Source organism: Francisella sp. SYW-9, from assembly GCF_008711465.1.
Lineage (GTDB): Bacteria > Pseudomonadota > Gammaproteobacteria > Francisellales > Francisellaceae > Francisella.
The window spans coordinates 89,558-102,869 of sequence record NZ_VXKQ01000012.1 but is presented as its reverse complement, the minus strand read 5'-3'; the positions used below and the strand labels follow the sequence as shown (position 1 = coordinate 102,869).

The window sequence follows — 13,312 nt, the reverse complement described above, 5'->3', positions numbered from 1 at the left end:
CTAAAGTATCTCCGTGTTTATCTATAGCTCTATATAAATAAACATCTTTACCTTTAAGCTTAAGGTAAGTTTCATCCATCTTCCAGCTTATATAGCTACCATATTTTCTAAAACTATTACTAAAAACTGTCTCTAATTCTTTAGCATATTTGATAACCCAACGATTGATGGTGCTATGGTCTACCTTAACTCCTCGCTCTTTCATTAACTCTTCTACTTGTCTATAACTTAACGGATATGATAAATACCATCTGATTGCTTGAAGTATCAATAATTTGGTAAAGTGCCTACCTGTGAAATCTATCATTTATATTTTGATATAAAATCTGTGATAAATTTATGCTACTAGCAGTTTGCGACAGAGCCCAAAATAGGCAGTTTGGATATTAGTGATTGCTAAATTAAATAGCCATAACTTATAAGTATGGGAAAAGTTGTTTCTATCTCTTGGTGCTTTTACCTATTTTTAGGATTCTATTTATATTTTATAATATAAATTATAAACCAAAATAGTGGTAAACCTGCTAAGATTATATAAGATATTACTAGTCCATTGTAGCCATATTGAGTTAAATAAGCTCCAAGGCTACTAAATATAAATGCTGCAAGGTTTTGTAGTAAGCCCATAAAAGAAGCTGCTGTACCTCTTCTGTGTGGATGTAGTGATAAAGCCTGACTAATTATATTAGGCATACCGATTCCAGAACCTATTGTGAAAATAAAGAAAGGTATAGCTAATAACCATCCAGAAAGAGATATGTTAATAAACTTGGCTATTAAAACTACAATTGCAGCGATGACGAATAAGCTAACAGGGAGCATAAACATTTTTTTGAATTTAGCTCCGCCCTTTAACAATCTCTTAGATATTATTCCACCTAATATAAAAGCAACAGATATTGGAATAAAGAACATACTAAATTCTTTTGTAGCAAAATGAAGCTTCGTTAATAAAAAAGGAACTTGTGATAGATATACATATACAGAGATATACATAGAAGCACTGGTTAGAGCTAAAACCATAAATTTAGAATCTTTAAGCAAATGCTTATATTGATGCAATATAGCTATGATAATATGTTGTTGTTCAAGTTGGTGCTCTTTTTTATGAATACTTTCTGGTGGGTTGGGTAGTCTTACAGTTATCAAAAATAGTATGGCTGCTACTATAATTAGGACGATAAAAATTCCATACCATGCTGAGAATGTTAAAATCACTCCACCAAATATTGGCGCTAAAGCAGGCATTGAACCGATAAGAATAAAACCAGTATTAATGATTTGAGTTGCTTGCTTTTCAAAATAGCTAAATGCTAGAACCTGCCATAAGCATAAGGCACTAGCAGCGCTTAATCCTTGGATTAAACGGGCTATAAGGAAAGTTGAAATGTTCGGTGAAAAAATAGCTATAAGGTTAGCGATAATGTATAGAGCAAGGCCAAATGCTAAAACTTTTGAGGTCTTAATATGGTCTGATAGAGTTCCATATACAGGAATACCAATAGCAAGTCCCAGCATATAGAAACTAACGGTTAATCCCATACTGGCCTTTGTTGTTGCAAACGCATGTTGCAACACAGGCATAGCAGGTAAATATACATTAGCTGTTAGAATTGATAGAAAAGCTAGTGTATAAATAAGAACCTTAATATTTTTACCCATAAAATTATTTTCCTGAAGCTTGTTTATGATAAGTTTGATATAGATTATTTGAATCTTCTAAAACTCTATAAGAAACAATTTTTTGATCTTTCACTTCATATATTGAGATCAGGTGCGTTTCAAAGAATTCATTATTATGCTGGAAAGTACACTCTAGATAAGCATATTCATATACAAAATTAGTTTCTTCACTTGCAACTAAGTCAATGGGAGTTTTTTTGAATTCTGAAACAGAAGCTTTAATATTAGTAAAGTGTTTGATAATAGCATCTTTACCGTGATGACTACCACTCCATGGTCCTTCGATGCTATCACTATGCCAAGCAGCATTGTTATCTATTAGCTCTATAGCTTTTTCAGGTTGGCCAGTTTTTTGGAAGTTTAAAAAGTTTTTAATTATTTCTAAGTTAGTTTTACTCATTTTATGAATCCATTTAATTTCTTTTGAAGTATAATCATAAAAAATATTTTCAAGTACGTAAATTGAATATTTTTTACCAACATGTTAACTTAATGTTAATAGCAATAGCTTGTATGGTAGTTTTCATGTCGTATACATTACATCAGCTTAGAGTTTTTTCATCTATTGTCGAGAATAAAAGTGTAAGAAAAGCAGCTGAAAGTATTTTTCTAACACCCCCAGCAGTAACTAAACAATTACAGAATCTAGAAGATATTGTTGGTGTAGAACTATTTGAAAGAAAAAATAATAGCCTTCGTTTAAATCGAAGAGGTAAATGTTTCTATGACCTTATAAAGCCAATACTTGATAAAGTTGATGAGATTAATAGGATAGAGTTGCCTTTATTAAGAGGCAAAAAGTCAAATATTAGAATAGGAATGGCACCAATTTTTGAGCAAAGTGTCTTTGATGGGATTAATAAGTGTATAGATCATGGATTTTCATTTGAGTATGATTTAAAAGTATATGAAAAGCTTAGACTTATAAAGATGTTAGAGAATTATGATATAGATGTTATATTGGCTGTAATAAGCGAAGATGAAGTACAAGATCTTAAGAATAAAGGGTTTTGCGTTAAGATGTATCATAAGATTGATTTTGAAATGTATGCATCCAAAAAGCTTTTAAGTCGTTATGGTGATTTAGATACAGTACTTAGAGAGTCAGCGTTAATTTTAGAGAGTAAGCATCGAAGTAAATTTGGCTTGTCAAATATTATAAGTTTTGACTGCTGCTTAAGTGTTTATAATGCTATTATTCAAGGTGTCGGTTATGGTTTTTTACCAACGTTTCCATTGAAACCTCAGGAGAGGGATGATCTAGTATGTATAGATAAAGGAGTATCTCTAGGTAGTCTCTGTAGTTATTACGCGTATCGTACCAAAGAGAATGATAAACTTAATATTATTAAAGAACTTTTTCAAGACGCCTAAAATATAGTTGGTGTAAAAGTAGTATGGTTCCTTTTACTATGGTATTATGGTATTATCTTTTGTCTAAAATAGTAGACGAAAATTACTTCTTAATTTTATAGGGTCAAATATGAATTTCGAGCTTGCTAGAGAAAATATGGTTAAACAGCAAGTCCTTACAGAAGGACTTTCTTTAGATGGTGTTGCTAAGGTTATGGCAGATGTTCCTAGGGAAAATTTTTTACCAAAGCATCTACAATGTCTGGCTTACTGTGACACAGCATTAACGATTGAGGATAAACTATTAAGAAGTCCGATGCTTACAGCTAGGCTTATAGAGGCTTTAGATATTAAAGTTAGTGATAATATCCTAAAACTTGGTCTTGAATGTGGTTATCCTGCAGCACTTTTAGCAAAATTAGCTAAGAATGTTGAATTGATAGATTATGATGAGCAAAGGCTTAGTCAAGTAAGAAGACAGCTTGCAAGTATTGGTATTTATAATATTGAGTTTAATAGTGCCGAATACTTAACAAACATTAAAAAGAATGAAAAAAAATATAACTGTATATATATATCAAACATTGTTGAAGAGGATGATATAGACAGCTCTTTACTTGATCTTTTAGAGGTAGGGGGTAGGATTGTTTTTGTTATTAGAAATAATGTATGTGATAAAGCTTATACGATAACAAAAATAGCTAATGAGAAGTTTGAAAAAAACTTTCTCTTTGATTCATACAATAAGTAAAGAGTAATTATGAAAAGGCTTGGTATTTATCTGGTAACTTTGTTTAGCTTTTGCTTAGCTTTTGCTAGTGAGGACACTGCAGTCCCTACATATAATGATGTAGGACGACCTGTGGGAACTGATATAGCATCAGATCCTTATAGTGTACAGAAGCAGTATGCAAAGGCAGATGAGATAAAAAAAGATAATCAATTTTATGACCTTAAAAAAGCTGATAAAGTTGCAATGGTTGGTAAAACCAAAGATAAGTTTTATAGTTTGATTGATATCTATGTACTAGCAGCCAAACATAATGCTGAGTATCAAGCTGCAAGATCAACTTTTGCGGCAAATGTTGAGACTGTCCCTACAGCTTTAGGTGCATTGCTACCACAAGTTAATTTTCAGTATAATTTAAGACGAGATTTATATAATCAGTTCGGTGGACAAGTCGATGATACTTCAAATATTATTAGCTTCCAAGGATCACAGGTACTTTTTGATTGGAGTAAATGGAAAACCTATACTCAAGCCACTTATTTACAAAAGTCTTATGCAATGATCTATGCTAAGGCCGAACAGACTTTGATTGTAAATACTGTTCAGGCATATTTTGAATTGTTAAGAGCTGAGCAGGCATTACAATTCCAGTTTGCAAACGAAGCTTGGAACAAAAAATTATATTTAACACAAAAATATCAGTATAAATCAGGAATGGTTTCTTATGCTGACTTTAAAACTACAGATGCGCAATATCGTCAAGCGATTGCAGATAGAGTAAGTGCACAAAGAAGCTTAATTAATGCAAAAGCTGTTATGGCAAAGCTTATTGGTAAGCGTATAAGTTCTATTCTGTATATTTCAAAAGATACAGAATTTGGCAATCCTATTCCAGATGATATCGACTATTGGTTAAATACTGCAGAAAAATATAATCTTGATATTGCTCAGAAAAAATTTGAGTATCAAGCAGCAACTGAAGGGGTTGGCATTGAGTGGGGTACTTTCTTCCCCCAAGTTAACTTAACTGGTGGCATAAATATGCAAAGGAACAACCTCTCTGGAGCACCTGGTCAAGTTCGGCTAATCCCTAAAAAATTTGATGTTGCAACTGTAGGTGGGAGTGTTAATTGGAATCTCTTGAGAGGTGGATCTGACTATGCACAGCTTAAGAAAGCAAGTTATGATAACCAAGCAGCTGATTATGCATTACTACAGACAAAAAGGGAAGTATACGCAGGTACAGTTCAGGCTTATCAAACAGTTGTTCTAGATGCAGTTAAGATCAAAGCATATAGAGAATCAGTATACTCGGGTATTGCATCTGTGAAGGCTATTTTGGAAGGCTTTGAAGCAGGAACACAGACGATCGTTGACTTGCTTAACCGTCAGGCAATCCTTGTCCAAGCGCAACTTTCTTTTGCTGATTCAATATTTAACTATGTTGAGGATTATGTTGCTCTTAAGCAATTTCAAGGTGGTCTTACCTATAAGGATGTAGCTTATATTAATGCTATATTAGGTAAGACAGATATTATATCTGAGATCGCAACAGAATAAATAGGTTTATTATTATGTCCAAAGTCTCAGTTTTTATTTTAGACTTTGAAAATTATCAGATAGAGCCAATTTTATCATGGTTAAACAATAAAATAGACCAAGCAAAACTCACAAATAAGCAAAAGATATTCTCACAATTTATAAGATATTTTGTTTTATCAGAAAAATTCTCTATAACAGATCCATTATTTGCCTTTGAAGATGGTAAGCCTTATTTGTGTAATAGTGATATTCATTTCAATATTAGCCATACGGGTAGTAAAGTAATAATAGCTATCTCTAATGAACCTGTGGGAGTCGATGTAGAACAAATATCAGGATCTCGAAAGGTCTTAAGAATTGCAGAGAGATATTTCAAAAAAGATGAATTCTTAGCTTTAAAAAAAAGTAATGACCTATATAGGGATTTCTACACACTATGGACATTAAAAGAAGCACAAGTTAAGAGAAGCTCTCTAGGAATTGCAAAAGGTTTAGATAGTGCCGTATTTAAAAGTGTTGGTAATACTAACTGGGCTAGCGAAGATTATCCTAATGATTTTATAACATTCTATTATGAAGGGTTGGTAGTATCGGTTTGCTCTAGTAATATTAAAGGGGAAACTTATAGCTTGTTTGAGGTTATTGATTTTCAATTCAAAGAGATAAAAAATTAGAAGGAGCAACGATGGCTTTACATAGTAGGAAGAATATTGTAGATGATTTTGAGTTTTTTGAAGAGTCGCTGCCAAAGGTTAGAATTCCTGTAGGATCACAAGACTCGTTACAAACCTATCAAGAGATAAAAGATGAGTTAATGTTAGACGGTAACTCAAAGCAGAACTTAGCTACTTTTTGTCAGACTCAAGTTGATGATTTTTCCCATAAGCTTATGGATGAATGTCTTGATAAAAATATGATTGATAAAGATGAGTATCCTCAGACTGCTGAAATAGAATCTAGGTGTGTAAATATTTTAGCAAATTTGTGGAACTCTTCAGCAGAAAATGCTATCGGCTGTTCAACTACAGGTTCATCTGAAGCTGCGATGCTTGGCGGTATGGCAATGAAATGGCGTTGGCGCGATAAAATGAAAGCTCAAGGTAAAGATTGCTCAAAACCAAATTTAGTTACAGGCCCTGTTCAGGTATGTTGGCATAAATTTGCAAAATACTGGGATATTGAGCTTAGAGAAATACCGATGTCACAAGAAAGTCTTATAATGACTCCAGAAGCAGTTATAGAAAGATGTGATGAAAATACCATAGGTGTGGTTCCGACATTAGGTGTTACATTTACAGGACAATATGAGCCTGTTGAAGAGGTTTGTAAAGCTTTAGATAGGTTTGAGCAAGAAACTGGAGTTGATATTCCCGTACACGTAGATGGCGCCTCTGGAGGCTTTCTTGCTCCATTTATAGATCCTGAGCTTAAATGGGATTTTAGACTACCTAGAGTTAAGTCAATCAATGCATCTGGGCATAAATTTGGTTTATCACCATTAGGTGTTGGCTGGGTTATTTGGTCAGATAAAAAATATTTACCTGATGATTTAGTTTTTAATGTGAACTATTTAGGTGGAAATATGCCTACTTTTGCATTGAACTTCTCTCGACCTGGTGGGCAAATCGTCGCCCAATATTATAACTTTGTTAGATTGGGTTTTGAAGGGTATAGAAAAGTGCATCAAGTTAGTTATGATGTTACAAAATATATTGCCGGACAGCTTGATGATATGGGTATCTTTGAAATTATTCATAGTGGTCAAGGAGGTATTCCTGCTGTTAGCTGGTCCCTTAAGAGTGGAAAGGATTATACTTTGTTTGATATTTCTGAGAAAATTCGCGCAAAAGGATGGCAAATAGCAGCATATTCAATGCCTAAAGATAGACAAGAGCTTGTTGTTATGAGAGTCTTAGTTAGAAGAGGGTTTACTTTTGATTTAGCTCAACTAATGCTTCGAGATCTAAAAGAGGTGATTGATTCTCTTGAAGGTAAAGCTACGACTAGCGGAGCTAGTTTTTCACATTAGTTTCTATAAGAAGATAGGTTCTAGTAGGGGGTTACAATTGAACACTATGAATATGAGCTTTTTAGCTCGAGTAGTCCATACTGTTGGCTTTGAGGTATTTGGAGTTGTTATTTTCACTCCAGTTGCAGTATATGTTTTAAATGAAAGTGTTTTTGATATTGGTCTTTTAGCTATAGCTATATCATTGATAGCAATGGTATGGAATCTTATTTATAACTATATTTTTGATTTTATAGAAAGTAGTTTTGGAGGGCATAGGTCAAAAAGGAAGTTACTTATGCGAATAACTCATGCGATTTCATTTGAGCTTGGATTACTTGTTGTAACTTTGCCAATAGTAGCCTGTTGGTTACATATGAGTATATGGAAAGCATTACTTACAGATCTTAGTTTTGTTGTTTTCTATCTGATATACGCCTTTGTTTATAATTATATATTTGACAAAATATATTTTGAGATAGTCGTTTCGAATAAAAATCGTAGAAGTTAATTTAATTAAATTTGTTACCACAGAGTTGGTTAAATATTGTTATAATGTTTTTGTTTGATAATTAAACTTTTTGGTGAATTATGTGCGGAGTAATTGGGGTTGCAGGACCAAATCAGGTCAGTTATGCATTGTTTTATGGCTTAAGTCTTTTACAACATAGGGGTCAAGATGCAGCAGGCATTGCTACTATGGATCAAGGACATTTCTTTATGCGTAAAAATACAGGTTTAGTTAGCGATGTTTTTACAGATGAGAAGCTTGAGAAATCAAAAGGCAATATGGGGATTGGCCATGTCAGATATCCTACCGCAGGAAGTCTTGGAGCAGCAGATAGCCAACCCTTCTATGTAAATAACCCTCATGGAATTGTTTTTGCTCATAACGGTAATTTAACTAACGTGCCTGAACTAGCGAAGATGCTACATGATATTGAAAGACGTCATTTAAATACAACTTCTGACTCAGAGCTTCTATTGAACTTCTTTGCTTGTGGCATGAATAAATCTAAAGGTAGTCCAACTACTCATGCTGTATATAAAGCATGTGAGTTCGTATTTAAGTATGCTAAAGGAGGCTATGCTTGTACAGCAATGATTGCTAATTTTGGTCTAGTAGCCTTTAGAGACCCGTATGGAATTCGACCATTAGTGCTTGGTGTTAAAGAGTATGATAATGGTGAAAAAGCTTATATGGTTGCAAGTGAAAGTGTTTCACTGGATATTTCAGGATTTAGAGTGCTAAGAGATGTAGAGCCTGGAGAAGTTATTATTATTACCGAAGATATGAAGGTTCATTCTAAAATATGTGCTAAAAAACCTATTTTAGCTCCTTGCTTATTTGAGTATGTATATTTTGCTCGTCCAGATAGTATTATGAATGGAGTAAGTGTTTATCAAGCAAGAGTAGATGCTGGTAAAGCTTTAAGTAAGAGAATCATTGAAGCTTGGAAAGACAAGGATATAGATATTGTAATACCTGTTCCTGAAACTGGTAGGGCATCGGCTCAAGAGATTGCGACAGCTTTAAAAGTCGAATATAGAGAAGGGTTTGTAAAAAATAGATATATCGGCAGAACATTTATAATGCCTGAAAATGTTGATAGAAAGAATTTTGTTAGAAGAAAGTTAAATCCTATCCCTGCGGAGTTTAAAGATAAGAACGTGCTACTGGTGGATGACTCTATTGTACGTGGTACAACGTCTAAGCGTATTATCGAGATGATTAGAGATTTAGGAGCAAAATCAGTATATTTAGCATCTGTATCACCAGCGGTATGTTATCCAAATGTTTATGGTATTGATATGCCGGTTAAGTCTGATCTTATTGCTCATGGTAAGTCTTTAGAAGAGATACGTCAGTGGATCGGTGTGGATGGACTCATATACCTGCCATTATCAGATCTAAAAGAGATTGTTCAAAAGCAAAACCCTGATATTACTGAATTTGAAGATAGTGTTTTCTCTGGTAATTATATTACAGGGGATGTAGATGAGGCTTATTTAGATGAGCTTGAGAGACATAGAAAAGAATTAAAAGAGTTAGAAAAGAAATACAAAGGGTTTGACAACTAATGATTAAGATTTTTAAAGGATTAAGTGCATTATCTCCATTTAGAAGAGAAAAGGTTTTAGCAGATGCTAAAAAAATATCTAGTAAAGTTGAGTCTATTTCTGCCGAATATATTCATGTGGTTGAAAGCTCTCAAGATCTTAGTGATAAGCAGATAGAGATTATAAGCTCGTTACTTAATTATAATAAAGAATATGGTTCAGTTGAGCCAAAGGGACATACTTTTATTACAGCTCCAAGAGTTGGCACAATTTCGCCATGGTCATCAAAAGCTACAGATATTATCAAAAATACTGGTATTGATGTTGTTAAAAGAGTTGAAAGAGCAGTTTTGTTTGGTGTCGAGGGAAATATCTCTGAGGCTGAATTAAAAGAGATAGAAGATCTTGTCCATGATCGTATGGTTGAAGAGGTTTTTGTTTGTGAAAAAGATCTTCAGCGCTTATTTGATGTTACAGCTCCCAAAGAGCTTGAGTTTGTCGATGTTTTAGGAAATGGTGCCGAAGCTATTAAAGATGCAGATAAGAAGCTTGGTTTAGCTCTAAGTGAGCAAGAGATTGACTATTTGGCTGATGAATATACAAAGCTTGGTAGAAATCCTACAGATACAGAACTATATATGTTTGCTCAAGCAAACTCTGAGCATTGTAGACATAAGATCTTTAATGCCAAATGGACTATAGATGGTCAAGAGCAAGATAAATCATTGTTTAAAATGATTCGTAACACTACTGAGAAATCTCCGAAAGGTGTGCTTTCAGCATACAAAGATAATGCTGCTGTAATAGAGGGTACAACGGCTCAGAGATTCTATTCAAATACACAAACAGGAGTTTATAACTTCAATCAAGAAGAAGTTGATATCCTGATGAAGGTTGAGACACATAACCACCCTACAGCAATTGCACCATTTAGTGGCTCAGCAACAGGTATTGGTGGTGAGATTCGTGATGAAGGAGCAACAGGTCTCGGAGCTAAGCCAAAGGCTGGCTTAACTGGATTTACAGTATCAAACTTAAATATACTAGGTTTTGAGCAAGCTTGGGAATGTAATAAGTATGGTAAGCCTTATCATATCGTAACACCGCTACAAATCATGTTAGAGGCTCCAATAGGTGGAGCTCATTATTCAAACGAGTTTGGTCGACCTAACTTAAATGGTTATTTCCGTACTTATGAGCAAGAAGTCAATACATCTACAGGTAAAGAGATGTTCGGTTATCATAAGCCGATTATGATTGCTGGTGGTATGGGTAATATCAAGAGAATGCATGTTGAGAAAGGCGATATTAACGTTGGTGCTAAACTAATCTGTCTTGGTGGACCTGCAATGCGTATTGGTCTAGGTGGTGGTGCTGCGTCATCTGTTGTGTCTTCTGATACTAACTCAGAGCTAGATTTTGCCTCTGTGCAACGTGATAATGCTGAGATGGAGCGTCGTTGCCAAGAAGTGATAGATAGATGTTGGCAAATGGGTGAAAATAATCCAATCACATTTATTCATGATGTTGGAGCTGGCGGTATTTCAAACGCATTCCCTGAGCTTGTTAAAGATGGTAATGTTGGTGGTCATTTTGAGCTTAGAAAAGTAAATGTCGGTGAAGAAGGACTTTCGCCATTAGAAATATGGTCAAACGAGTCACAAGAAAGATATGTATTATCAGTTGAACCGCAAAGCTTAGAGTTTTTTGAGCAGCTGAGTAATAGAGAGAGATGTCCTTTTGCAGTTGTTGGTGAAGCAATCTCTGAGAAGCATATTACGCTAAATGATGAATATTTTGATAATAAGCCAGTTGATTTACCAATGGGACTATTATTTGGTAATACACCACAAATGCATATTGATGTTAAAACTGTTAAAGTTGAGCAAGAAGTATTTGATACAAGTGCTATCAAGCTTGATGATGCGATTGAAAGAGTGCTAAAAGTACCAGCGGTAGCTTCTAAGTCATTCTTAATAACAATAGGTGATAGAAGTATTACAGGTATGGTTGCTCGCGATCAAATGGTTGGTCCATGGCAAGTGCCAGTTGCAGACTGTGCTGTGACGACAGCTACAGTAGATAGCCAAGCAGGTGAGGCTATGGCAATGGGTGAGAGAACTCCTGTTGCTAGTATCAATGCTGCCGCTTCTGGTAGATTAGCAATTGCTGAGACTGTAACAAACTTATTAGCCTCTGATATTGAGAAACTAAGTGATATTCGCCTATCTGCAAACTGGATGGTTGCTGCAAATCAGGGCTATGAAAACCAAAAGTTATACGAGACTGTAAAAGCTGTTGGTATGGAATTTGCACCAGAGTTAGGTATTGCAATACCAGTTGGTAAAGATTCAATGTCAATGAAAACTAAGTGGTCAGATAATGGTCAAGAAAAATCTGTTACATCACCTTTATCATTAGTGATTTCAGGTTTCTCACCAGTTGTAAATGCGCGTAAAACTCTTACGCCAGTTTTAGTGGATGATAGTGATACGACTTTATTACATATTGATCTATCAAATGATGCTGGTAGACTTGGAGCTTCATGTTTAGCCCAAGCTTATAACCAAGTTGGTAATGTTGCACCAGATGTTGAAGCAAGTAAGTTGAAAGTGTTATTTGAAAATATCACTAAGCTAAAAGCTGAGAATAAAATCCTAGCATATCATGATGTATCGGATGGAGGTGTATTTGCAACTTTAGCTGAGATGTCGTTTGCTGGGCGTAAAGGTTTAGATATTAAACTACAAACCAAAAAATCATCTGTCATTCCGGATTCTGATCCGGAATCTCTATCTATCTTGGAGAAGTTGTTTGCTGAAGAAGTTGGTGCTGTTATCCAAGTTAAAAATAGCGATGTAGCACTAATTGAAGAGATATTTGAAGATACTCAAATTCACCTGTGTGCAATAGCTAAGTTAAACTCTAGCGATGAGTTAAATATCTTTGCAAATGGCGAGAAAGTATACTCAAACACACGTGTGAATTTACAAAGATGGTGGGCGGAAACTTCTTATGAAATCCAATCAATCCGCGATAATAGCGAATGTGCAAAACAAGAGTTTGATAGTATTTTAAACACTAATGATAAAGGTATCCATGTTGAGGCTACATTTGATCTTGAAGAGGATATTACAGCTAAGTTTGTCAATGTTGAGAAGCCAAAAGTTGCAATCCTAAGAGAGCAAGGTGTCAACGGTCAAGTTGAGATGGCAGCAGCATTTACTACAGCTGGTTTTGAGGCTCATGATGTCCATATGTCAGATTTACATGCTGGGCGTGTATCGTTGGCGGATTTCAAAGTATTAGTGGCTTGCGGTGGTTTCTCGTATGGTGATGTTTTGGGTGCTGGCGGCGGCTGGGCGAAGAATATCTTATTTACAGAGAAGTTAAGAGATGAGTTTAGCAAATTCTTTGGTCGTGATGATACTCTAGCATTAGGTGTGTGTAATGGTTGTCAAATGCTTGCACAGCTTAAATCATTGATTAAAGGTGCTGAAAATTGGCCGATATTTATCAAGAATAAATCAGAGCAGTTTGAGGCGAGAGCTTCTATGGTAGAGATTCAAGAGTCTGACTCTATTTGGTTTGCTGATATGGCAGGCACAAAAGCACCAATCGCCGTAGCTCATGGTGAGGGTCGCCCACTATTTGAAAATGACAGGCAGCAACAAGCTATGCTATCAAGCTCACAAGTAGCTCTTAAGTATATTGATGGGCAAGGTCAAACAACAGAAATGTATCCATATAATCCAAATGGTGCAGTAGATGGTCTAACTGCAGTTACTGCATTAAATGGACGTGTCCTTGCAATGATGCCACATCCAGAGCGTGTTTATAGAGCGATTACGAACTCGCATATCCCAGCAGAGTATGATGAGTATTCTGTATGGATGAGGATGTTTAGAAATGCTAGGAAGTGGGTTGGGTAAGTG

Annotated in this window: 11 protein-coding genes; 8 read left to right on the top strand and 3 right to left on the bottom strand. The window is 35.0% G+C overall.

Translation table 11 applies throughout. The features are described 5' to 3' along the window. The 3 genes from F3D62_RS07230 to F3D62_RS07220 form a co-directional block, all read right to left on the bottom strand. The coding region (locus tag F3D62_RS07230; RefSeq protein WP_150467583.1) for an IS6 family transposase at nt 1-307 on the bottom strand (307 nt) is incomplete at its 3' end. Between the two features lie 167 nt (nt 308-474). Further along, entirely contained in the window at nt 475-1,662 is a 1,188-nt protein-coding gene (locus F3D62_RS07225; protein WP_150467582.1) for an MFS transporter, read from the bottom strand. Nucleotides 1,663-1,666: 4 nt separating this feature from the next. Beyond that, nucleotides 1,667-2,083, bottom strand: coding sequence for a nuclear transport factor 2 family protein (locus F3D62_RS07220; RefSeq protein ID WP_150467581.1), 417 nt, complete (start codon nt 2,081-2,083; stop codon nt 1,667-1,669). Between the two features lie 92 nt (nt 2,084-2,175). Between F3D62_RS07220 and F3D62_RS07215 the strand changes: the two genes are divergently transcribed. From F3D62_RS07215 to purL, 8 genes are all read left to right on the top strand, one after another. Beyond that, on the top strand, nt 2,176-3,057 hold the full coding sequence (locus tag F3D62_RS07215; protein ID WP_150467580.1) for a LysR family transcriptional regulator: 882 nt from the start codon (nt 2,176-2,178) through the stop codon (nt 3,055-3,057). Nucleotides 3,058-3,166: 109 nt separating this feature from the next. Next, nucleotides 3,167-3,787, top strand: a complete 621-nt coding sequence (locus F3D62_RS07210; protein WP_150467579.1) for a protein-L-isoaspartate O-methyltransferase family protein — start codon at nt 3,167-3,169, stop codon at nt 3,785-3,787. 9 nt (nt 3,788-3,796) lie between these two features. Next, complete coding sequence (locus F3D62_RS07205; protein WP_150467578.1) at nt 3,797-5,326, top strand: TolC family protein; 1,530 nt, start codon at nt 3,797-3,799, stop codon at nt 5,324-5,326. Between the two features lie 14 nt (nt 5,327-5,340). Beyond that, nucleotides 5,341-5,982, top strand: coding sequence for a 4'-phosphopantetheinyl transferase family protein (locus F3D62_RS07200; protein ID WP_150467577.1), 642 nt, complete (start codon nt 5,341-5,343; stop codon nt 5,980-5,982). Between the two features lie 11 nt (nt 5,983-5,993). Further along, the gene (locus tag F3D62_RS07195; RefSeq protein WP_150467576.1) at nt 5,994-7,337 is read left to right on the top strand and encodes a glutamate decarboxylase; all 1,344 of its coding nucleotides are present in this window, start codon (nt 5,994-5,996) and stop codon (nt 7,335-7,337) included. 37 nt (nt 7,338-7,374) lie between these two features. Further along, nucleotides 7,375-7,827, top strand: a complete 453-nt coding sequence (locus F3D62_RS07190; RefSeq protein ID WP_150467575.1) for a PACE efflux transporter — start codon at nt 7,375-7,377, stop codon at nt 7,825-7,827. Nucleotides 7,828-7,907: 80 nt separating this feature from the next. Next, nucleotides 7,908-9,398 carry an amidophosphoribosyltransferase gene (purF, locus tag F3D62_RS07185; protein WP_150467574.1) on the top strand — a complete coding sequence of 497 codons (1,491 nt, stop codon included), beginning with the start codon at nt 7,908-7,910 and terminating at the stop codon, nt 9,396-9,398. Continuing rightward, nucleotides 9,398-13,309, top strand: coding sequence for a phosphoribosylformylglycinamidine synthase (gene purL, locus F3D62_RS07180; protein WP_150467573.1), 3,912 nt, complete (start codon nt 9,398-9,400; stop codon nt 13,307-13,309). The genes purF and purL overlap by 1 nt, the downstream gene beginning before the upstream one ends. Nucleotides 13,310-13,312 lie beyond the last annotated feature (3 nt).

Coding starts and splice junctions, on each gene's coding strand:
- F3D62_RS07225 (WP_150467582.1), bottom strand. CDS start 1,662: ATGGGTAAAAATATTAAGGTTCTTATTTATACACTAGCTTTTCTATCA.
- F3D62_RS07220 (WP_150467581.1), bottom strand. CDS start 2,083: ATGAGTAAAACTAACTTAGAAATAATTAAAAACTTTTTAAACTTCCAA.
- F3D62_RS07215 (WP_150467580.1), top strand. CDS start 2,176: ATGTTAATAGCAATAGCTTGTATGGTAGTTTTCATGTCGTATACATTA.
- F3D62_RS07210 (WP_150467579.1), top strand. CDS start 3,167: ATGAATTTCGAGCTTGCTAGAGAAAATATGGTTAAACAGCAAGTCCTT.
- F3D62_RS07205 (WP_150467578.1), top strand. CDS start 3,797: ATGAAAAGGCTTGGTATTTATCTGGTAACTTTGTTTAGCTTTTGCTTA.
- F3D62_RS07200 (WP_150467577.1), top strand. CDS start 5,341: ATGTCCAAAGTCTCAGTTTTTATTTTAGACTTTGAAAATTATCAGATA.
- F3D62_RS07195 (WP_150467576.1), top strand. CDS start 5,994: ATGGCTTTACATAGTAGGAAGAATATTGTAGATGATTTTGAGTTTTTT.
- purF (WP_150467574.1), top strand. CDS start 7,908: ATGTGCGGAGTAATTGGGGTTGCAGGACCAAATCAGGTCAGTTATGCA.
- purL (WP_150467573.1), top strand. CDS start 9,398: ATGATTAAGATTTTTAAAGGATTAAGTGCATTATCTCCATTTAGAAGA.